Annotated in this window: 18 protein-coding genes and 1 pseudogene; 12 read left to right on the top strand and 7 right to left on the bottom strand. The window is 62.0% G+C overall.

The features are described 5' to 3' along the window. Window positions 1–43 precede the first annotated feature (43 nt). From rsmA to PSH87_RS25785, 4 genes and pseudogenes are all read right to left on the bottom strand, one after another. The gene (gene rsmA / locus PSH87_RS25800; protein WP_017739504.1) at window positions 44–856 is read right to left on the bottom strand and encodes a 16S rRNA (adenine(1518)-N(6)/adenine(1519)-N(6))-dimethyltransferase RsmA; all 813 of its coding nucleotides are present in this window, start codon (window positions 854–856) and stop codon (window positions 44–46) included. After that, entirely contained in the window at window positions 853–1,842 is a 990-nt protein-coding gene (gene pdxA, locus PSH87_RS25795) for a 4-hydroxythreonine-4-phosphate dehydrogenase PdxA (protein WP_017739503.1), read from the bottom strand. Before pdxA ends, rsmA begins: the two co-directional genes overlap by 4 nt. Beyond that, window positions 1,839–3,173, bottom strand: coding sequence for a peptidylprolyl isomerase (locus PSH87_RS25790; protein WP_032865261.1), 1,335 nt, complete (start codon window positions 3,171–3,173; stop codon window positions 1,839–1,841). The genes pdxA and PSH87_RS25790 overlap by 4 nt, the downstream gene beginning before the upstream one ends. Next, window positions 3,154–5,965, bottom strand: a pseudogene (locus PSH87_RS25785) (LPS-assembly protein LptD). Before PSH87_RS25785 ends, PSH87_RS25790 begins: the two are co-directional and overlap by 20 nt. Window positions 5,966–6,095: 130 nt before the next feature. Here PSH87_RS25785 and PSH87_RS25780 point away from each other — a divergent pair. Genes PSH87_RS25780 through PSH87_RS25770 form a run of 3 tightly spaced genes read left to right on the top strand, consistent with a single transcriptional unit; the run spans window position 6,096 to window position 8,561 of the window. Further along, window positions 6,096–7,121 (top strand): aminoglycoside phosphotransferase family protein, encoded by a 1,026-nt coding sequence (locus tag PSH87_RS25780; protein ID WP_017739500.1) that lies wholly within the window; start codon window positions 6,096–6,098, stop codon window positions 7,119–7,121. Next, entirely contained in the window at window positions 7,118–7,792 is a 675-nt protein-coding gene (murU, locus tag PSH87_RS25775; protein ID WP_305431579.1) for an N-acetylmuramate alpha-1-phosphate uridylyltransferase MurU, read from the top strand. Before PSH87_RS25780 ends, murU begins: the two co-directional genes overlap by 4 nt. A 1-nt stretch (window position 7,793) precedes the next feature. Then, window positions 7,794–8,561, top strand: a complete 768-nt coding sequence (locus PSH87_RS25770) for a TerB family tellurite resistance protein (protein WP_305431577.1) — start codon at window positions 7,794–7,796, stop codon at window positions 8,559–8,561. 147 nt (window positions 8,562–8,708) lie between these two features. Here the strand turns inward: PSH87_RS25770 and PSH87_RS25765 are convergent, their stop codons facing one another. Then, window positions 8,709–9,683 carry an alpha/beta hydrolase family protein gene (locus PSH87_RS25765; RefSeq protein ID WP_305431576.1) on the bottom strand — a complete coding sequence of 325 codons (975 nt, stop codon included), beginning with the start codon at window positions 9,681–9,683 and terminating at the stop codon, window positions 8,709–8,711. 77 nt (window positions 9,684–9,760) lie between these two features. On the opposite strand from PSH87_RS25765, the gene PSH87_RS25760 reads away from it, so the two are divergent. From PSH87_RS25760 to PSH87_RS25735, 6 genes are all read left to right on the top strand, one after another. Further along, a complete protein-coding gene (locus PSH87_RS25760; RefSeq protein ID WP_305431574.1) occupies window positions 9,761–11,755 on the top strand; it encodes a sensor histidine kinase in 1,995 nt (664 codons plus the stop codon). Between the two features lie 18 nt (window positions 11,756–11,773). Continuing rightward, window positions 11,774–12,403: a response regulator transcription factor gene (locus PSH87_RS25755; protein ID WP_017739608.1), complete on the top strand. Its 630-nt coding sequence runs from the start codon at window positions 11,774–11,776 to the stop codon at window positions 12,401–12,403. 225 nt (window positions 12,404–12,628) lie between these two features. Then, a complete protein-coding gene (locus tag PSH87_RS25750) occupies window positions 12,629–13,741 on the top strand; it encodes an ABC transporter ATP-binding protein (RefSeq protein ID WP_017739609.1) in 1,113 nt (370 codons plus the stop codon). Window positions 13,742–13,785: 44 nt separating this feature from the next. Then, complete coding sequence (locus tag PSH87_RS25745) at window positions 13,786–14,826, top strand: ABC transporter substrate-binding protein (RefSeq protein ID WP_017739610.1); 1,041 nt, start codon at window positions 13,786–13,788, stop codon at window positions 14,824–14,826. Between the two features lie 167 nt (window positions 14,827–14,993). After that, window positions 14,994–16,241 (top strand): ABC transporter permease, encoded by a 1,248-nt coding sequence (locus PSH87_RS25740; protein WP_017739611.1) that lies wholly within the window; start codon window positions 14,994–14,996, stop codon window positions 16,239–16,241. Between the two features lie 12 nt (window positions 16,242–16,253). Next, on the top strand, window positions 16,254–17,078 hold the full coding sequence (locus PSH87_RS25735) for an ABC transporter permease (RefSeq protein ID WP_017739612.1): 825 nt from the start codon (window positions 16,254–16,256) through the stop codon (window positions 17,076–17,078). Window positions 17,079–17,205: 127 nt separating this feature from the next. Here PSH87_RS25735 and PSH87_RS25730 read toward each other — a convergent pair whose 3' ends face one another. After that, on the bottom strand, window positions 17,206–17,526 hold the full coding sequence (locus PSH87_RS25730; protein ID WP_305430859.1) for a transposase: 321 nt from the start codon (window positions 17,524–17,526) through the stop codon (window positions 17,206–17,208). A gap of 23 nt (window positions 17,527–17,549) precedes the next feature. Next, entirely contained in the window at window positions 17,550–18,128 is a 579-nt protein-coding gene (locus PSH87_RS25725; RefSeq protein ID WP_305431571.1) for a transposase, read from the bottom strand. A gap of 386 nt (window positions 18,129–18,514) precedes the next feature. Here PSH87_RS25725 and PSH87_RS25720 point away from each other — a divergent pair, with 386 nt between their 5' ends. The 3 genes from PSH87_RS25720 to PSH87_RS25710 all read left to right on the top strand — a co-directional run bounded on the left by PSH87_RS25720 (window position 18,515) and on the right by PSH87_RS25710 (window position 21,237). Further along, window positions 18,515–19,663, top strand: a complete 1,149-nt coding sequence (locus tag PSH87_RS25720; protein WP_017739613.1) for an iron-containing alcohol dehydrogenase — start codon at window positions 18,515–18,517, stop codon at window positions 19,661–19,663. Window positions 19,664–19,747: 84 nt separating this feature from the next. Beyond that, window positions 19,748–20,422 carry a ribulose-phosphate 3-epimerase gene (gene rpe / locus PSH87_RS25715; protein WP_017739614.1) on the top strand — a complete coding sequence of 225 codons (675 nt, stop codon included), beginning with the start codon at window positions 19,748–19,750 and terminating at the stop codon, window positions 20,420–20,422. Further along, complete coding sequence (locus PSH87_RS25710; protein ID WP_305431569.1) at window positions 20,419–21,237, top strand: phosphoglycolate phosphatase; 819 nt, start codon at window positions 20,419–20,421, stop codon at window positions 21,235–21,237. Before rpe ends, PSH87_RS25710 begins: the two co-directional genes overlap by 4 nt. The last annotated feature ends 20 nt before the right edge of the window (window positions 21,238–21,257 follow it).

Here is a 21,257-nt window from a genome sequence, read left to right as displayed (position 1 = left end):
GCACTAGGCCAGACATGCTGTCTGGCCCAGGCTCGGCAGGCTTTTAGTCCGCGGCAGGGGCAGGCTGGATGGCCAGCTGGTCGGCCAGGCGCACGAACGCCGCCAGGTCCAGTTGCTCTGGGCGCAAGCTGCCATCGACGCCGGCGGCTTCGATTTCAGCGTTGCTCAGCAAAGCCTTGAGCGTGTTGCGCAGGGTCTTGCGACGCTGGTTGAAGGCTTCGCGTACGACGCGCTCCAGCAGCTTGTGATCCTTGGCCGGATGCGGCAGCACGGCGTGCGGCACCAGGCGCACGATGGCCGAATCAACCTTTGGCGGCGGGTTGAATGCGCCCGGGCCGACGTTGAACAGGTGTTCGACGCGGCAGTGGTACTGAACCATGATCGACAGGCGACCCCAATCACCACCGCCAGGGCCTGCCGCCAAACGCTCAACCACTTCTTTTTGCAGCATGAAGTGCATGTCGCGAATGATCCCGGCGTTGTTCAGCAGGTGGAAGATCAGCGGCGTGGAGATGTTGTACGGCAGGTTGCCCACGACCCGCAGGCTGTTGGGCGCGGCATTGAGGCTGTTGAAGTCGAACTTCAGCGCATCGCCCTGGTGCAGGTTGAAGTTGGGCTTGTCGGCGAACTGCTGGTTGAGGATCGGGATCAGGTCCTTGTCCAGTTCCACCACGTCCAGTTGCCCACCGCTGGCCAGCAGGCCTTGGGTCAGCGCGCCCTGGCCGGGGCCGATTTCCAGCAGGCGGTCTTCGGGCTTGGCATGGATGGAGCGCAGGATGCGGTCGATCACGCCCGCGTCGTGCAGGAAGTTTTGCCCGAAGCGCTTGCGCGCCCGGTGTTGGTAATGCTCGGTCATATACGGGTCTCGGCCATCTGATAGGCGGTTTCCAGGGCCACGTGCAGGCTGCCGGTATCGATCTTGCCGCTGCCGGCCAGGTCCAGGGCAGTGCCATGGTCGACGGAGGTGCGGATGATCGGCAGGCCCAGTGTCACGTTGACTGCGGCGCCAAAGCCTTTGTATTTCAGCACAGGCAGCCCCTGGTCATGGTACATCGCCAGCACTGCGTCGCAGTGCTCCAGATATTTGGGGGTAAACAGAGTGTCCGCAGGCAATGGGCCGCGCAGGTCCATGCCTTCTTGGCGCAGACGCTCCAGGGTGGGTTCGATGATGTCGATTTCTTCATGGCCCAGGTGGCCGCCTTCACCGGCGTGGGGGTTGAGCCCACAGACCAGGATGCGCGGTTGGGCGATGCCGAATTTTTGTTGCAGGTCGGCGTGCAGGATGCGCGTAACGCGTTCCACACGCTCGACGGTAATGGCGTCGGCTATCTCACGCAGCGGCAGGTGCGTGGTCACCAGGGCGACGCGCAGGCCACGGGTGGCCAGCATCATGACGACTTGTTCGGTGTGGGTCAGTTCGGCGAGGAATTCGGTATGGCCGGAAAAGGCGATGCCAGATTCATTGATCACGCCTTTGTGCACCGGGGCGGTGATCATGCCGGCGAAGTCGCCGTCGATGCAGCCTTGCCCGGCGCGGGTCAGTGTTTGCAGGACGAATGCGGCATTGGCGGTGTCCAGCTGTCCGGCCACCACCTTGGCTTGCAGTGGGGTGTCCCACACATACAGGCTGCCGGCGGGGGCGGGCAGGTCGGGCCAGTTGCCGGGCGACACCTCCAGCAAACTGACCGCCACGCCCAGTTGCGCGGCCCGCTCAAGGAGCAGGTCGCGGCTGGTAATGGCAATCAGGGGGTGTGGCTGGGGGTGCGAGGCGAGCAGCAGGCACAGGTCTGGACCAATGCCGGCCGGCTCGCCGGGTGTTACCGCGAAACGCTGGGGTTTCACTGGGCTGCCTGGTCGGTGCCTGTTTGCTCGGCGCCTGGCAGCTTGTTTTCTACGTAGGCTTCGTCACGGATCTGACGCAACCAGGTTTGCAGCTCTTCGTCGTATTTGCGGTTGCGCAGTACGGACAATGCTTGTTGCTCGCGGGCCTGGCTGGTGTTGTCGGTGGCGCGACGGCCAAGGACTTCCAGCACGTGCCAGCCATATTGGGTCTTGAACGGCTTGGACAATACGCCTTGCGGGGTCTTGGCCATGACGTCCTGGAACTCCGGCACCAGGGCTTTCGGGTCGATCCAGTTCAGGTCGCCGCCATTGAGGGCAGAACCTGGGTCTTCCGAGAAGCTCTTGGCCAGGGTGGCGAAGTCTTCACCGCTTTCGATGCGGTCATAGATCTTCTGGGCCAGTTCCTTGGTTTGCGCTTCAGTGCGGATTTCGCTTGGTTTGACCAGGATGTGACGAACATGCACTTCGTCTTTCAGCGAGGTCTCGCCGCCGCGTTTTTCCAGCAACTTCAGGATGATGAAACCGCCTGGCGTACGTGCAGGCTGGGTGATTTCACCCGGCTGCATGGCGCTCAGCTCACGATCGAACGGAGGTGGCAGTTGAGCGGCTTTACGCCAGCCCATGTCACCGCCGTCCAGGGCGTTGTCGCTGTTGGAGACGGCAATTGCAGTCTGGGCAAAGTCGGCGCCGGCTTTCAGGCGTTCGTAAACAGCCTGGGTCTTGGCGGCGGCTGCATTGAGCTGCTCGGAGTTGGCGCTGTCCGGTGTACCGATCAGGATGTTGGCCAGGTGCAGTTCTTCGGAAAGCTGCATCTTGCCAAGGTCCGAAGCCAGGAAGTTCTTCACTTCCTGCTCGGAGACCTGCACCCGCTCGGCCACACGGCGCTGACGTACACGGCTGATGATCATTTCACGGCGGATCTGGTCACGGGCGTCCTCATAGGACAGGCCATCGCGAGCCAGGGCGGCGCGGAACTGATCGATACTCATGTTGTTGCGCTGAGCGATGGTGCCAACGGCCTGGTTCAGTTCTTCATCCGAAATACGGATGCCCGAACGCTCGCCGATCTGCAGTTGCAGGTTCTCGACGATCAGGCGCTCCAGCACCTGCTGGTCCAGCACGCTGGTCGGTGGCACACCACCGCCACGCTTGGCGATGGTTTGCTGAACTTCCTTGACGCGTTGGTCCAGCTGGCTTTGCATGATCACGTCGTTATCGACGATGGCCACCACTTTATCCAGCTGTTGAACCGCAGCGTGCGCCGATGCGGTACCCAGGAACAGCGCGCCCAGTACGAGCGGGCGCAGACAATCAGAAAGCTTGGTCTTCACGTTCACGATAACCTTCAATGCCTTTGTCGAGGAAGCTCTCTACCTTGGCGCCGGTCAGGCCGCCGAGTCCTTTGAGGACGATCTGCAGGAAGAGCCCGTGGTCACCCTTTTCGTTAAGCGGGGCGATCTGGCTGTATTCGTCGTTGGAAACCCAGTAACGGTTGATGACGCGCAGTTTCCAGCAGCAGTTGTCGTACTCGAAACCACCGAAGGCTTCCAGGGTACGGTTGCGGGCATAGTCATACTGCCAGCGGGTGATCAGGTTCCACTGCGGAACGATCGGCCACATCATCGAGAAATCGTGTTGCTGGATTTTGTAGTAATCCTTCACGAAGTTAGGATCGCCTGGCGTGCCGTAATCACCACCGAACTGCCATTTGCCGCTGATCTGGTTGTAGACCACCTGGTCGTTGCGATAGCGATAACCGAGGTTGACGACCTTGTTCGGGTTGTCTTCCGGCTGGTAGTGGAACATCGCGCTGCCAGAACGAGGGCTGTGGCTCTCGGTGTCCCAGTTGTAGTCGGCCGTGGCACGCCAGTCGCGGTTGAAGCGGAACTCGTAGTCCAGGGCGATTGGCGACACGTCCGACTGCGCGTCGGCACGGTCAGAGGCCAGTACACCCGGCAGTTGCACTTCACGATCCTTGAAGTACACCGCCTGGCCCACGGAGACGCGCTGCCGTTCGAAGCCATTCTCTTCGATCCAGCGGCTGGTCACGCCCAGGGACAGCTTGTTCTCGTCGCCGATCCGGTCGGAACCGCTGAAGCGGTTGTCGCGGAACAGCGAGGCATAGTTGAACGAGTACTCGCTGGTGTCGAATACCGGGATATCGCTCTGGTCCTTGTTCGGGACGTAGAGGTAGAAAGCGCGCGGCTCGAGGGTCTGGCGATAGTCTTTGCCGAACCAGTTGGTGTTGCGGTCGAAGAACAGGCCGCTGTCGACACTGGCGATTGGAACGGCGCGGTCTTGGGAGCTTTTGAATGTGCCGCCAGCGTACGGGTTGGTCGCCGTTGCATTTGCCTGCGCGGTAATGATGTCGTTCTTGCCCTGGCTATCCAGATCCAGATCGTACTTGGTGTAAACGTACTTGAGCTTCGGCGTAATGAAGCCGTAGGTCCAGTTCATCGGATATTCAACCGCTGGCGCTACGTTCAGGCGAGTGCCGTTTGCACGGGTCAGGCCTTTGACGTAGGTATCCAGGCGATTTTCGATGCCGCCGTTTTCATTGATAAAGGTGCCGTTTTCCAGGCTGCGCTCAAACCGGACTGCTTCGGTCTCGTAGCTGAAATTCAGCCCGCCCGGATGGTATGGCAGTGCCCCATTGAAGGTGATCTGCGGCAAACGGTCGTACGGCGTGATCTGGGAGATCGTCGCAAGCTGATAAGCCTGCACGTTCAAGCGCGCCTGGTAGGAGTCGCCCCGGTACGCCACGGAACCTTGTTGGTTCAGGAAGTCGCGGCTCTCCACACCTTCCTGATAGGACTTGAGGTCCTGGAAGTAATACGGATCGCTGATGCGGGTGTAGTCAACCTGGGTCGATACGCGCGAATCCAAGCCGCCCTTATGCTGCCAATTGAGCATGTAGCGGGTTTTTTCGTATTCGGACTGCAGCTTGCGCTCGTCACTGTCGTCGTTCAGGTACGCGCCGCCGAACTGGCCTTCGCTGGACTTGGTGAGGTAGCGGAATTCGCCTTCCATCAACAGGCCGCGTTTGGTCATGTACTGCGGATACAACGTGGCATCGTAGTTCGGTGCCAGGTTGAAGTAGTACGGCGTAACCAGGGTGAAGCCGGTTTCGCTGCCGGTGCTGAAGCTCGGCGGCAGGAAGCCGGATTGACGACGGTCGTCGATCGGGAAGTAGATGTACGGGGTGTACAGGATCGGGATGTTCTTGATCCGCAGCGTCGCGTTGGTGGCCGTACCGAAACCGGTGGCCGGGTTCAACGTGATGTTGTTGCCCCGAAGCTGCCAGGCGTTGCTGTCTGGCTCGCAGGTGGTGTACGTACCGTCCTTCAGACGGATGATCGCGTTTTCGGCACGCTTGGCGTACAGCGCGTTACCGCGGATACGCGACTTGTGCAGGATGTACTCGGCGTTGTCGATCTGGGCGGCACCGGTGTCCAGTTGGACTTCGGCGCGGTCACCCACGATCAGGGCACCGTTGTCGCGCAGGCGAACGTTGCCGTTCAGCTCGCCGCGGTTTTCAGCCTGGTACAGGCTGGCCTCTTCGGATTCCAGCTGCATGCTGCCCTGGCGCATGACGACGTCACCGGCCAGGGTTGCGACTTGGGATTCCTGCTCGTAACGAGAGGCCTTGGCACCGATGAAGGTCGGCGCATCGCTCTTGTTCGTCTTGTCATTCATGCCAGGACGGGTCGGCTCGATGTACGCACCACCGCAGTACGGGCCGGTTTCGGCCAGTTGGGCGGCGGTCAGCTTCTCGCGGGGGACCCAGTCCAGGTGGCTGTAGTCGGCGCTGCGCGAGCGCAGGCCACGGCCCTTGGAGTCGGTGACCAGCGCGGTCTTCGGCACGGCCTCGGCGTTGTCACCGGCAACGGCTTGCGCCGTGTCGTTGGCCGAGCTGGCGGCAGCACCGTCATGCACCGGGGCGCGGTGGCAATGGGGCAGCGGCGGTCTTTGGCGCGCAAGCCCAGGCACCCGAAGCGGAGACGGAACAGTCATACTGCTCCGCAGCGACCACGAATGAGGTGGCGAAAGGTTGCATGGCCAGCAGACTGCCGGTTACCAGCAACGGAAATTTTCTACGAAACGCGGGGGATTTCAATGCCATCTTATTAGTCCGGGCTTCCTGCGTGCCATCTGCCCGCGGTGTGGGCCGCACGACTCTCGATGGTCTGAAAAAGATGCGTGATAATAAAGCATGACCCGCTTGACGGCTAGGGCCGTCGGAGACCCTTGTAATGCCCGACCAAGATCTACGTTTACAACAGCTGGAAGTCTGGCTGGATGAGCAACTGCCGATCCTTTTCAACGCTCAAGACTGGGGTGCCGTACCCCCGGCCACATTGACCGCGGCCAGCAGCGACGCGAGTTTCAGGCGTTATTTCCGCTGGGAAGGCGGCGCCCGCACGTTCGTCGTGATGGACGCGCCACCCCCCCAGGAAAACTGCAAACCCTTCGTCGATATCGCTCATTTGCTGGCGAAGTCGGGAATAAATGTGCCAAAAATTTATGCAGAAGATTTGCCGCGCGGCTTTCTTTTGCTCAATGACCTGGGCACAAAAACCTATCTGGACGTGATTGACCCGCAAAACGCCGATCAATTGTTCGCCGACGCCATCGACGCATTGCTGGCGTTCCAGCAGTTGCCGATGGACGCGCCACTGCCCAGCTATGACGTCGCCTTGCTGCGCCGCGAGCTGGAATTGTTTCCCGAGTGGTACGTGCGCCGTCACCTGGGCGTCGAATTGGATGCCCGGCAGCAAGCCCTCTGGCAGCGTGCCAGCGACCTGTTGATCGACAGCGCCCTGGCCCAGCCGAAAGTGCTGGTGCACCGCGACTACATGCCGCGCAACCTGATGATCAGCGCGCCGAACCCCGGCGTGCTGGATTTCCAGGATGCGGTCTATGGCCCGGTGACCTACGACATCACCTGCCTGTTCAAGGACGCCTTCCTCAGTTGGCCCCAGGCCCGTGTGCGCGAATGGCAGCGCGGCTACTGGGAGCGTGCGCTGCAAACCGGCATTCCGGTGCATGCCGAGTTCGACGACTTCCTGCGTGCCAGCGACCTGATGGGCGTGCAGCGCCACCTCAAGGTCATCGGCATCTTCGCGCGTATCTGCCATCGCGACGGCAAGCCACGTTACCTGGCCGATGTGCCACGTTTCTTTGCTTATATAGAAGCCGTGCTGGCCGAGCGCCCTGAGCTGGGTGAACTGGCTGAACTGTTGGCCAGCCTGCGCCAACCCGTCGGGGCCACCGTATGAAGGCCATGATCCTGGCCGCAGGCAAAGGTGAGCGGATGCGTCCGCTCACCCTGCACACGCCCAAACCCTTGGTGCAGGCCGGCGGCAAACGGTTGATCGAATATCACCTGGAGGCGCTGGCCAAGGCTGGCTTCACCGAGATCGTGATCAACCATGCCTGGCTCGGCCAGCAGATCGAAAGCTACCTGGGCGACGGTTCGCAGTTCGGCGTGCGCATCCAGTACTCGCCGGAAGGCGAACCGCTGGAGACCGGTGGCGGGATTTTCCAGGCGTTGCCGCTGTTGGGGGATGAACCGTTCCTGGTGGTCAATGGCGATATCTGGACCGACTACGACTTCACCCAGCTCAAGCAACCGCTCCAGGGCCTGGCCCATCTGGTGATGGTCGACAACCCGGCGCATCACCCCTCGGGCGGCGATTTCTACCTGGATCAGGGTTTGCTTCATGATGCCGCGCCCGGTGCCGATAACCTGACCTTCAGTGGCATTTCAGTGCTCGATCCGCAGCTGTTCACGGGTTGCACTGCCGGTGCCTTCAAGCTGGCGCCGCTATTGCGGGCGGCGATGGCCAAAGGTTTGGTAACGGGGGAACACATGGCGGGACGCTGGATTGATGTCGGCACGCTGGAGCGCCTGGCGCAGGTTGAAACCCTGCTGACAGCGGAGCAGTAAGATGCTGTGGCCAGGGACGCTGATCGGCGCCGGGGCTGGCTTTGCCATTGCCAGCATTCCGGGGGCCTTGTTGGGTGCGCTGTTGGGGCAGGCGCTGGATCGCCGCCTGCAACTGCACAGTTGGGCGCAGCTGCGCGAGCGCCTTGGCGGGCGCCCGGCGTTGCGCAATGACGAACTGTTGTTTGTGCTGCTCGGCCGCCTGGCGAAAAGCAATGGCCGCATCGTCGACGGGCATATCCAGCAGGCGCGCCAAGAAATGCGTGCGCTGGACATGAGCGAGCCGGCCCAGCGCCGCGCAATCGCGGCGTTCAACCGTGGCAAGTCCGGATCAGACCGCGTGCGCAGTTACTTGCGCGTGCTCAAGCGCCAGCCCCATGCGGCGGAAGGGGTGCTGCGTGCGTGCTGGCGCATGGTGTGGGCCGACGGCAAGGCGGATGACGCCGAGCGCGACCTGATCGAGCTGTGGGGCAAGTGGCTGGGCTGGACGCCGCAACAGCTCCAGGCGTTGGCCGCTGACTACAAACCGGAGCGCAAGCCGCTGGTGAGTCGGGGCATGTCTTATCAGGAGGCGTTGCGCTTGCTTGCCGTGACGGCCACCACTGAGCCAGCGGTGATCAAGCGCGCCTACCGCCGCCTGCTTAGCCGCCACCACCCGGACAAGATTGCCGGCAGCGGTGCCAGCTCCGCGCAAGTAAGTGAGGCTACCGAGCGTACCCGTGAATTGCACAATGCCTACACGCTGATTCGCGAGCGCCGGGATTTTCGCTGACAGCGACGACGCCTGACTGACAATCCAATCTCCTGTGGGAGCTGGCTTGCCTGCGATAGCGGTGGGCCAGCTTGCTCATAGGGTGCTGACACACCGCCATCGCAGGCAAGCCAGCTCCCACATTTTGATCGGGTTTCCAGGTCAGGATCAGTCGGCGCTTGCCTGCGGGCTCAACCACCCGCGAATCCGCCGATACAGCTGCTCCTGCTCCGCCGAACTGTTCCCCGGCACGGTCTTCAGCGAAACCTGCTTGTAGCCGTCATTCTTCGAACGCTTGGCCGCCTGCACACGCTCCAGTGCCGCTTTGCGCTCCTGGGCCGTGTCTTGATAGAACGCATCTGCCGTCGGCACTTTCAGTGTCGGCGCCAGTTGCTGCAAGCCCGGCTGGCGACCCACTGGCGACTTGCCCGCAACCATCACCAGTTTCTGCACCTGCGCCGGTTGTTTTTCTTCCAGGTAACGCGCAGCCCACCACGCGCCGGTGCCATGGCCGAGCAGCACCACGCTGCGCGCGCCTTGGGTCTGGGCGAAGGCGACGGCGGCATCGATGCGGTCGAAGATGCGTTTGGCATCGGTCTTGTCTTGCTCGTCCGCACCCGCGACCACGGCGGGGTCGGTGCCTTCGGCTTCGGCGCTGGCGGCTTGTTCGATGGGCTTGGCGGCGGTGCTGCCGTCTTTGCTGCTGGTATCCACCGCCGCCTTGGGTGCTTCGATCAGGCGCGGCGGCAGGGTGTCGAGGTTCACGTCCGGCAACGACAGGCTGAGGGTGCCCCAGTTGGCGTCGGGCAGTTTGCGCCGCAGCGGTGCGATTGCTTGCGGCCAGTCAGCACTTTCCCCGGCGCCCGGTACGATAATCACCACGCCTTCGGGCTCGGCGCTGTTGGCCGGCTTCCACAGGGCCAGGAAGGTGTCGCTGCCGCCCTGCAATTGTTGCTGTTCTTCGCGTGGTACCTGGCGCTCCAGGGCCGCGGCGTCTTCCTGGCCGCGTTCGGTCAGGGGCTGGCGGATGGCGGCTGTTTCGGCGGGTGGCGCGGGCGTGTCGGCGGCCTGCACAGAAAAGCCGCTGGTAAAGAGTAACGACAGGCACAATGCTGGCACTGCTGAACGGTTTCGAGATGGCATCGTTGATTTCCGGCCAGAAGAGATTCCAGCAGCCTAATGGGTTGGTCTGTATTTGTCAGTGATGTGAGACGTGGATCATGGGTTTTCGCTGTCTGCTGGTTATCGGCTGTTTGTGGTTTCCCTTGATCGCGGGGGCCACCTCTGCGCCTGCGGTGCCGCCAGCGCAACTGGACGCAGGGCAACGGGAATGGCTGGCCGCGCACCCGGAGCTGCGGGTGGGCCTGGTGTTGCAGGCGCCCTACGCGCAATACGATCGGCGCTTGCAGCGCTTGTCGGGGGCCAATGTCGAGCTGATGCAGTGGCTGGCCAAGGCGCTGAACATCGAGCTGAGCTGGCGCAACTTTCCCACCCAGGAACAGTTGGAAGAAGCCGTGCGTGACGGTGAGGTCGACATCGCCCCCGGCCTGCAACAAACCCCGGCCGGTTTGCGCCTGTGGTTGTTCAGCGACCCGTACATGCGCGTGCCCCAGCATATCGTCGGCATCCGTGACGGTGGCGGTGCCGTCGAGCTGGAAAAGCTCGACGAACTCTCGCGCATCGCCGTGCGCATGCCCAGTGCCGTTGCCGATTACCTGCGCAGCACGTATCCCAAGCTGAACCTGCAAGGCGTGCCCATGGAACGCCAGGCGTTGCAGTTGCTGGTCAGCCAGCAGGCGCGCTACGCCGTGGTGGATGAGGCGCAATTGAGCCGCTTGTCGGGCGAAGCCGAATTTTCCGGGCTGGCCGTGGTGGGCGACATCGGCCTGCCGCAATTGCTGCGCGTAGCCACACGCCGGGAATGGCCGGAACTGGCCGGTATCATGCAAAGCGCGTTGCGCGCGATCCCCGCCCGTGACCTCGACCAACTGCACAACCGCTGGCTGCAACCCAAATACCCGCGTTTGTCGGAGTCGCCGGGGCTGTGGCAAAACCTCAGCTTGTTACTCGGCCTAATGCTGCTGGCCAGCCTGGCGGCGGTGTTCTGGCAGCGTCGCCAGTTGCACGGCCTGGAGCACAGTTTGCTCGGCGCACGGGAAGAAAGCGCCGCGCGCGCAGCGGGCGCCGAAGCGTTGCGGCTGACGCAGTTTTCCATCGACCAAAGCACCGTCGGCATCCTCTGGGTCAACTGGGACAGCCACGTGCGCTACGCCAACCGCGCGGCCGAAAGCATGCTCGGCTACGGCCCCGGCGCGTTGATCGAGCGGCCGCTGGCGGAGCTTGATCCGACGCTGGACATGGACCGCTGGCTCAACCTGTGGAAGCGCGCCCGCGCCAGCGAAGACGGCCCGCAGAACTTCGCCACCGATTGCCGGCGTGCCGATGGCAGCCTCTTGCCCGCCGATGTGTCGCTGAGCTTTTTGCGCTTTGCCGACGGCGAATACCTGGTGGTCTACCTCAATGACGTGACCGAGCGCCGCCGCTACGTTGCCGCCTTGCTGCAAAGCGAGGCGCAATTGCGCGAACTGTCCGCCCACCTGGAAACCGTGCGCGAAGAAGAAAAGGCGCGCATTGCCCGCGAAGTCCACGACGAACTGGGGCAGATGCTCACCGTGCTCAAGCTGGAGACGTCCATGTGCGAACTGGCCTACGCGCAGTTGGACCCTGGCCTGCACGAGCGCTTGAACAGCATGAAGCGCCTGATCGCCCAACTGTTCCAGCTGGTGCGCGACGTAGCGACGGCCTTGCGCCCGCCGATTCTCGACGCGGGCATTGCCTCGGCTATCGAATGGCAGGCGCGGCGTTTCGAAGCCCGCACACAAATCCCCTGCCTGGTGCAGGTCCCGGATAACCTGCCGGCCTTGAGCGATGCCAAGGCCATCGGCCTGTTCCGTATCCTGCAAGAGGCGCTGACCAATGTGATGCGCCATGCCCAGGCGCATACTGTCGAACTGACCCTGGCGGTGGAAGGCGCGCACCTGCGGCTGACCATCAGCGACGATGGCGTCGGCTTCATCCCGGCCCAGGGCCGCCCGGTGTCGTTTGGCCTGGTGGGCATGCGCGAGCGGGTGCTGATCATGGGCGGGCAGTTGCGCCTGGACAGCGAGTTGGGGGAGGGCACCACCCTGAGTGTCACGGTGCCGTTGGATGCATAACGCTAAGAGGAAGTCCCTGTGATTCGCGTACTGGTAGCCGAAGACCACACCATCGTTCGAGAAGGCATCAAGCAATTGATCGGCCTGGCCAAAGACCTGCTGGTGGTGGGGGAGGCAAGCAATGGTGAACAGTTGCTGGAGACCTTGCGCCATGTGCCGTGCGAGGTGGTGTTGCTGGATATCTCGATGCCTGGCGTCAACGGCCTGGAAGCGATTGCGCGGATCCGCGCGCTGAGCAATCCGCCGGCGATTCTGGTGTTGTCGATGCATGACGAAGCGCAAATGGCCGCGCGTGCGTTGAAGGTCGGCGCCGCAGGTTATGCGACCAAGGACAGCGATCCGGCGCTGCTGCTCACGGCGATTCGCAAGGTGGCGGCGGGCGGGCGTTATATCGACCCGGATTTGGCGGACCGTATGGTCTTTGAAGTCGGCCTCACCGATACGCGGCCCTTGCACTCATTGCTCTCGGAGCGTGAGTTCTCGGTGTTCGAGCGCCTGGCCCAGGGCGCCAACGTCAATGACATCGCCCAGCAGCTGGCGCTGAGCAGCAAGACCATCAGCACCCACAAGGCGCGCCTGATGCAAAAGCTCAACATCACCTCCCTCGCGGAACTGGTGAAGTACGCCATGGAGCACAAGCTTCTCTAACCACATACCCAAAAACGACACCGCCAAAACCCCGCCGAACCCATTCTTGCCGCTTGCAGCTAACCCCTTGCGGCCACACTGTCCCATCCCCGCCATCCCTGTAGGGCGATCCCTACCCCCAGCCTTCCATCCGGCTGATGCAATTCTCTCCCGGCCCCCGATTTCCGGGGCCTCGCGCCTGGACTACGCTTGTGCCACAGCAGTCCAAAACACAAAGGTGCGGGTATGAGCGAGGTGGATTCAAATGAGGTCCTGGTCAGCTTTCGTGGCGTGCAGAAGAGCTACGACGGCGAGAACCTGATCGTCAAAGACCTCAACCTGGAGATTCGCAAGGGCGAGTTCCTCACCTTGCTCGGGCCTTCCGGTTCGGGCAAGACCACCAGCCTGATGATGCTCGCCGGCTTTGAAACGCCGACCGCCGGCGAAATCCAGCTGGCTGGGCGTTCCATCAACAACGTGCCGCCGCACAAGCGCGACATCGGCATGGTGTTCCAGAACTATGCGCTGTTCCCGCACATGACCGTCGCCGAGAACCTGGCGTTCCCGCTGTCGGTGCGCGGCTTGAGCAAGACCGATATCAGCGAGCGGGTCAAACGCGTGCTGAGCATGGTCCAGCTCGATGCCTTCGCCCAGCGTTATCCGGCGCAATTGTCCGGTGGCCAGCAACAGCGCGTGGCCCTGGCCCGGGCGCTGGTGTTCGAACCGCAGCTGGTGCTGATGGACGAACCCCTCGGCGCCCTCGACAAGCAACTGCGCGAACACATGCAGATGGAGATCAAGCACCTGCACCAGCGCCTCGGCGTCACCGTGGTGTACGTGACCCACGACCAGGGCGAAGCGCTGACCATGTCTGACCGCGTGGCCGTGTTCCACCAAGGCGAGATCCAGCAGATCGCCGCGCCGCGCACCCTCTACGAAGAGCCAAAGAACACCTTCGTCGCCAACTTCATCGGCGAGAACAACCGCCTCAATGGTCGCCTGCACAGCCACACCGGCGAGCGTTGCGTGGTGGAACTGGCGCGCGGCGAGAAAGTCGAGGCGCTGGCGGTCAACGTCGGCCAGATCGGCGGCCCGGTGACCCTGTCGGTACGCCCGGAGCGCGTCAGCTTGAATGGCTCCAGCGAAAGCTGCGTCAACCGCTTCTCCGGCCGTGTGGCCGAATTCATCTACCTGGGCGACCACGTACGTGTGCGCCTGGAAGTCTGCGGCAAGAGCGATTTTTTTGTGAAACAACCGATTGCCGAGCTGGACCCAGCGTTGGCGGTCGGCGACGTGGTTCCGATTGGCTGGCAAGTCGAGCACGTTCGCGCACTCGACCCACTTCTAGAGGCGAATTGATCGCCCCCATGGCTTCACCAACCCTGCACGTGGAGAGAACAACAATGTTGAAATCCTTGAAGTATTCGGCGCTGGCGATCGGTTTGCTGGGCGCCACACACGCCATGGCCGGCCCGGACCTGACCGTTGTGTCCTTTGGCGGCGCGAACAAGGCGGCACAGGTCAAGGCGTTCTATGCGCCGTGGGAAAGCGCGGGCAACGGCAAGATCGTCGCTGGCGAGTACAACGGTGAAATGGCCAAGGTCAAGGCCATGGTCGACACCAAGAGCGTGTCCTGGGACCTGGTGGAAGTGGAATCGCCAGAACTGTCCCGTGGCTGTGACGAAGACATGTTCGAGCCTCTGGACCCGAAACTGTTCGGCAACACCGCCGATTACGTGAAGGGGGCGATTCAGCCGTGCGGCGTGGGTTTCTTCGTGTGGTCCACGGTGTTGGCCTACAACGCCGACAAACTGGCGAGCGCACCCACCAGTTGGGCTGATTTCTGGGACGTGAAGAAATTCCCGGGCAAGCGCGGCCTGCGTAAAGGCGCCAAGTACACCCTGGAATTCGCCCTGATGGCCGACGGCGTTGCGCCGAAGGACGTCTACAAAGTGCTGGCCGGCAAAGATGGCCAGGACCGTGCGTTCAAGAAACTCGACGAACTCAAACCATCGATCCAGTGGTGGGAAGCCGGCGCACAGCCGCCGCAGTACCTCGCCTCGGGTGACGTGGTGATGAGCTCGGCGTACAACGGCCGCATCGCCGCCGTGCAGAAAGAAAGCAACCTGAAGGTGGTGTGGAACGGCGGTATCTACGACTTCGACGCGTGGGCCATCCCTAAAGGCTTGGCGAAAGACCGTGCAGAAGCGGCGAAGAAATTCATCGCCTTCTCCGTACAGCCACAGCAGCAGAAGACCTACTCGGAAAACATCGCCTACGGCCCGGCCAACACCCAAGCCGTACCGTTGCTGGCCAAGGACATCCTCAAGGATATGCCGACCACCCCGGAAAACATCGCCAACCAGGTGCAGATCGACGTGAGCTTCTGGGCGGACAACGGCGAGCAGCTGGAGCAGCGCTTCAACTCCTGGGCTGCCAAGTAACACCGACTAAATCCCTGTGAAAGCAGGCCTGTGTGGGAGCTGGCTTGCCTGCGATGCAGACACCTCGGTGCATCTGATGTACCGAGTCGATGCCATCGCGGGCAAGCCCGGCTCCCACAGAAAGCCCGGTTCACAGGGCATCTACTATAGATTTCCCGGAGTTAGCCATGGCCATCGCCGTTCCCTCGAACGAGGTCAACAGCCCCACCCTCAAGCAGCGCCTGGCGCGTGCCGAGCGGGTCAACCGCTGGAAGGCCCAGGCCTTGATTGCGCCGCTGGTGCTGTTTTTGCTGCTGGTGTTCCTGGTGCCGATCGTTGCGCTGCTGTTCAAGAGCGTCGGCAACCCGGAAGTGGTGGGCGGCTTGCCGCGTACCGTGGTGGCGGTCACGGCCTGGGACGGTCGCGGCCTGCCGGGCGAGCCGGTGTATCAGGCCCTCAGTGAGGACCTGGGCGAGGCGCGCAAAAACCAGACGTTGGGCGACTTGTCCAAACGCTTGAACATGGAACTGGCCGGCTATCGCAGCCTGCTGACCAAAACCGCGCGGGCGCTGCCGTTTACCGAAGCGCCGGCCTCTTATAAAGAAGCGTTGGAAAGCCTCGACGAACGCTGGGGCGACCCGGCGTACTGGCAGGCGATCCGGCGCAATACCAGCAGCCTGACGCCGTTCTATCTGCTGGCGGCCGTCGATCACCGCATCGACGACCTCGGCGAAGTGGCCCCGGCCACGCCGGACCAGGCGATCTACCTGGACATCTTCGCCCGCACTTTCTGGATGGGCCTGGTCATCACCGCGATCTGCCTGCTGCTGGCCTATCCGCTGGCGTACCTGCTGGCCAACTTGCCGGCGCGTAAGAGCAACCTGCTGATGATCCTTGTGCTGCTGCCGTTCTGGACCTCGATCCTGGTGCGGGTGGCGGCGTGGATCGTGTTGCTGCAATCGGGCGGGCTGATCAACAGTGCGCTGCTGGGTATGGGCCTGATCGATAAACCGCTGGAGTTGGTGTTCAACCGCACCGGCGTGTACATCTCCATGGTGCACATCCTGCTGCCGTTCATGATCCTGCCGATCTACAGCGTGATGAAAGGCATCTCGCCGACCTACATGCGCGCCGCGATTTCCCTGGGTTGCCATCCGTTCGCCAGCTTCTGGCGCGTGTACTTCCCGCAGACCTACGCTGGCGTCGGCGCCGGTTGCCTGTTGGTGTTCATCCTGGCAATTGGTTACTACATCACCCCGGCCTTGCTGGGCAGCCCGAACGACCAGATGGTCAGCTACTTCGTGGCCTTCTACACCAACACCAGTATCAACTGGGGCATGGCCACGGCGTTGGGCGGCTTGCTGCTGCTGGCCACCGTGGTGCTGTACCTGATCTACAACCGGCTGGTGGGCGCCAGCCGCCTGCGCCTGAGCTGAGGAGACCTTGCGATGCTGAGCCCTTATATGTCGCCCGTTGAGCGGGTGTGGTTCTACAGCTTGCGGATTCTCTGCGGCTTGATTCTGCTGTTCCTGATATTGCCGGTGCTGGTGATCATCCCGCTGTCGTTCAACAGCGGCAGTTTCCTCGTGTACCCGCTGCAAGGCTTCTCGCTGCATTGGTACCAGGACTTCTTCGCCTCGGCCGAATGGATGCGGGCGCTGAAGAACAGCATCATCGTCGCCCCGGCGGCCACGGTGCTGGCCATGGTGTTTGGCACGCTGGCGGCGATTGGCCTGACGCGCGGCAACTTCCCCGGCAAGGCGCTGGTGATGGCCCTGGTGATTTCGCCGATGGTGGTGCCGGTGGTGATTATCGGCGTGGCCAGTTACCTGTTCTTTGCGCCGCTGGGGTTGGGTAACAGTTTCTTCTCGCTGATCGTGGTGCATGCGGTGCTGGGCGTGCCGTTTGTGATCATCACCGTGTCGGCGACGTTGCAGGGGTTCAACCATAACCTGGTGCGGGCGGCGGCCAGCCTGGGGGCATCGCCGTTGACCGCGTTTCGCCGGGTGACCTTGCCGCTGATTGCGCCGGGGGTGATTTCCGGGGCGTTGTTTGCCTTTGCCACCTCGTTTGACGAAGTGGTGGTGACGCTGTTTCTGGCCGGGCCTGAGCAGGCGACGTTGCCGCGGCAGATGTTCAGCGGGATTCGCGAGAACCTCAGTCCGACCATTGCCGCCGCCGCGACCTTGCTGATTGCCTTCTCGGTGCTGCTGTTGCTGACCCTGGAATGGCTGCGTGGCCGTAGCGAAAAACTGCGTACCGCCCAAGTCTAACTGGCCGAAACCGGTTCAAATGTGGGAGCAACTGTCTTGGCAGTTTATTAAAAAACATCATTACGGCAGCCACACAGCCGCCCACAGCCTATGCCGTGTACTACTCCACTAGTGATCGCGTAGTTGATTACGCTACGCAATCGCTCCACTCCGAGCCGTCTCGGATCATTGCATTCAGGCGTATCAACAACACTCGCATGCAGGCGATAAGCGCTACTTTTGCGCATTTTCCTTTATCACGCAGAGCTTTATATCGCGCGTTGAATTCAGGCTGAAAGCGAATGACGGACCAGCACGCCATGTAGAGCGAGCGTCGGACCGAGAACCTCCCACCGCAGATATAGCGCTTACCTTTGTGCTTGCCACTGTCGTTGTTATACGGAGCAAGGCCCGAGAGTGCGGCGATCTCACGACGCCCAACGCTGCCCAACTCAGGCAGGTAGGCCATCAAGCTAGCAGCGGTAATAAGCCCTATTCCTTTGACCGAGCACAATTGTGAAACCCTTTTTTATTAAGGTTTTCAACGCTTTGGCGAATCTGTATATCAACTGACGCTATGACTTTGGCCAGGTAATCGATATGGCTTTTCAGCAGGTTTTTAACAGCATCAGAAGAGGCCGTTTTGACACGACGCTCATCGTCGCTTCGCTGCTGAACAAAGTTCTCGCGCTGGTGCACCAAGGCTCGTAAGTCGTCTTGTTCAGGGCTAGTAGGCTGGCTTTTTGGGGGCTTGATAGTGGCCGCGAAATGGGCAAGAAGCTTTGCGTCTATTGGGTCGGTTTTAGCTTGCAACCCCAACGCTCGGGCAAAGCTCCTGGCCCGGCTGGGGTTAATCCTCACAACTTCCAAATCTGCCGCCTGAAGTGCTTTCATGACCTGGCGCTCGTAACCGCCCGTCGCCTCCAGCACCACACGACTAACGTGGTGACTCTTCAGCCAACGAATCAGCCGTGAAAAACCGGCCGCTGTGTTGGAGCAGCTCATCTCCTCAGCTTGGGAATCGAGCTGCGCTTCAAGATCGTCTTTTGAAACATCGATGCCTGCAAACATGGCCAAACCCTCTTACACTCAAAAGTGAGAGCGCTCTGGCGGGGCCCACGCTTGTAACTGTTCGAGGTCGGCTCGTTCAACTGTTCGGGCTCAATAACCAGAGTGGAGAGGTGGATGGCAGCTTAGGCTCCCACACGTGCTTCAAGCACCGCTGTCAGTCAGCTTGCCATCCACCGCTCTCATCCACAGTCTAATCCCGGCGAAAGACACAAGCTGGCTTGCCTGCGATAGCGGTGGGCCAGCTTGCTCAGCTGTTGCTGACACACCGCTATCGCAGGCAAGCCAGCTCCCACATGGATCGTGACCATTCAGATCCTGAATGCTGGGCAACCTGAAATCCCCAGCTACTCTTGTGCCAGCCCATTTCCGAATAAGAGGCCGCGCACATGAGTACTTCCTCATTCAAGATCGCCCACAAACTGCTCACAGGTGCAGGTGCCATCGAACAACTGGCCGCTGAGCTCACTCGCCTGGATGTGGACAACCCGCTGATTGTCACCGACGCGGCGCTGGTCAAGTCCGGCACCGTGGCGCTGGCGCTCGAACACCTGGGCGATCGCAGCTATGAAATCTTTGATCGGGTACTGCCCGACCCGGAAATCGCCATCGTCGAAGACTGCATGCGTGTGTACCGCGAGGGCGGGCATGACGGCCTGATCGGTGTGGGCGGTGGCAGTGCCATCGACATTGCCAAGAGCGTGGCTGCGTACGCCGGGTACCACGGCGCGCTGGCGGATTTGTTCGGCGTTGACCAGGTGCCGCGCAAAGGCCCGCCGTTGATCGCGATTCCGACCACGGCCGGCACCGGCTCGGAAGTGACCAACGTGGCGATTCTTTCCGACAAGGCCGCGCAGCTGAAAAAAGGCATCGTCAGCGATTACCTGCTGCCGGACGTCGCGCTGATCAGCCCGCAAATGACCCTCACCTGCCCGCGCAGCGTGACTGCCGCCAGCGGTGTGGATGCGTTGGTGCATGCCATCGAGTCGTACCTGTCGCTGAACGCCTCGCCGATCACCGACGCGCTGGCGATTGGCGCGATCAAGCTGATCGCCAAGGCGCTGCCGAAAGCCTACGCCAACCCGTCCAACCTGCAGGCCCGCGACGACATGGCCACCGCGAGCCTGATGGCCGGTATGGCCTTCGGCAATGCCGGAGTGGGTGCGGTGCATGCGCTGGCGTATCCGCTGGGCGGGCGTTTCAATATCGCCCATGGAGTGAGCAATGCCTTGCTGCTGCCCTACGTGATGCACTGGAACAAGTTGGCCTGCGTGGAGCGCATGCAGGAGATTGCCCAGGCCATGGGCGTGAATGTCAGCGGCCTGAGTGTCAACGATGCGGCCGACCAGGCTGTCGAGGCGATGACGCGACTGTGTGCCGCAGTGGAGATCCCGGCGGGGCTGCGCAGCTTTGGCGTGCCCGAGGAGGCGATCCCGGCCATGGCCAGCGAAGCGGCGGGCATTGAGCGGCTGATGCGCAATAATCCGCGCCAGCTCAGCGCGGCCGATATCGAGAAAATCTACCGGGCTGCCTACTAGCCATTGAGCCAGGTCACGGTGCGCGCGGCAAAGCATGCGGTATACAATGCGCGCCATCGTGATTTAGCTCAGAAAAGGTGCGTCATGCAGCCCTTCGTAATTGCTCCATCGATTCTCTCCGCCGACTTCGCCCGCCTGGGTGAGGAAGTGGACAACGTGTTGGCCGCTGGCGCCGACTTCGTGCACTTCGATGTCATGGACAACCACTACGTGCCCAACCTGACCATCGGCCCGATGGTCTGCGCGGCGCTGCGCAAGTACGGCGTCACCGCGCCGATCGACGCGCACCTGATGGTCAGCCCGGTGGACCGCATCATCGGTGACTTCATCGAAGCCGGCGCGACCTACATCACCTTCCACCCGGAAGCCACGCTGCACGTGGACCGCACCTTGCAACTGATCCGCGAAGGCGGCTGCAAGGCGGGCCTGGTGTTCAACCCGGCGACGCCGCTGGACGTGCTCAAGTACGTGATGGACAAGGTCGACATGGTCTTGCTGATGAGCGTCAACCCAGGTTTCGGCGGGCAGAAGTTCATCCCCGGCACCCTCGACAAGCTGCGCGAAGCCCGCGCGCTGATCGACGCGTCCGGCCGTGACATCCGCCTGGAAATCGACGGTGGGGTCAACGTCAACAACATCCGCGAAATCGCCGCCGCTGGCGCCGACACCTTTGTCGCCGGCTCGGCAATCTTCAACGCCCCGAACTACCAGGACGTCATCGACAAGATGCGCGCCGAGCTAGCGCTGGCACGTCCATGAGCGGCTTCGAGCAGCTGTTCCCCGGCAAGCTGCCACGGCTGGTGATGTTCGATCTGGATGGTACGTTGATCGACTCGGTGCCAGACCTTGCCGCAGCGGTGAACGAGATGCTGCTCAAGCTGGGGCGCAAGCCGGTGGCGATCGAGGCCGTGCGCACGTGGGTCGGCAACGGCGTGCAGATGCTGGTGCGCCGGGCCCTGGCCAATGATATCGAGGCCGACGGTGTCGATGAGGTCGAGGCCGAGCATGCCCTGGAACTGTTCAACGCCGCCTATGAAGACGGCCACGAACTGACCGTGGTTTACCCTGGCGTGCGTGACACCCTCAAATGGCTGAGCAAGCAGGGCGTGGAAATGGCCCTGATCACCAACAAGCCGGAGCGCTTTGTCGCGCCGCTGTTGGACCAGATGAAAATCGGCCGGTATTTCCGCTGGATCATCGGTGGCGATACCTTGCCGCAGAAGAAGCCCGACCCGGCGGCGCTGTTTTTCGTGATGAAAATGGCCAATATCCCGGCATCGCAGTCGCTGTTTGTCGGCGATTCACGCAGCGATGTGCTGGCGGCAAAGGCGGCTGGCGTGCAGTGCGTCGCCTTGAGCTACGGCTATAACCACGGCCGACCGATTGCCGAAGAGTCGCCGTCGCTGGTGATTGACGACCTGCGATTGCTAATCCCCGGTTGCTTGGGAGCGGGCGCTGAGATAACGTTGCCCGACATCGATCCGTCCCCTTCTGGAAATCCCATCGTGGTGGTCACTCGCAAACTCTGGATGAAAGTCATCAAGGCCCTGGCCCGCTGGCGTTGGCGCGCCTGACTGATCCCGGCCGCGCGATG

This window comes from Pseudomonas sp. FP453, assembly GCF_030687495.1.
Lineage (GTDB): Bacteria > Pseudomonadota > Gammaproteobacteria > Pseudomonadales > Pseudomonadaceae > Aquipseudomonas.
The sequence above is the reverse complement of the archived record's forward strand: the minus strand, read 5'-3'. Positions and strand labels throughout refer to the sequence as shown.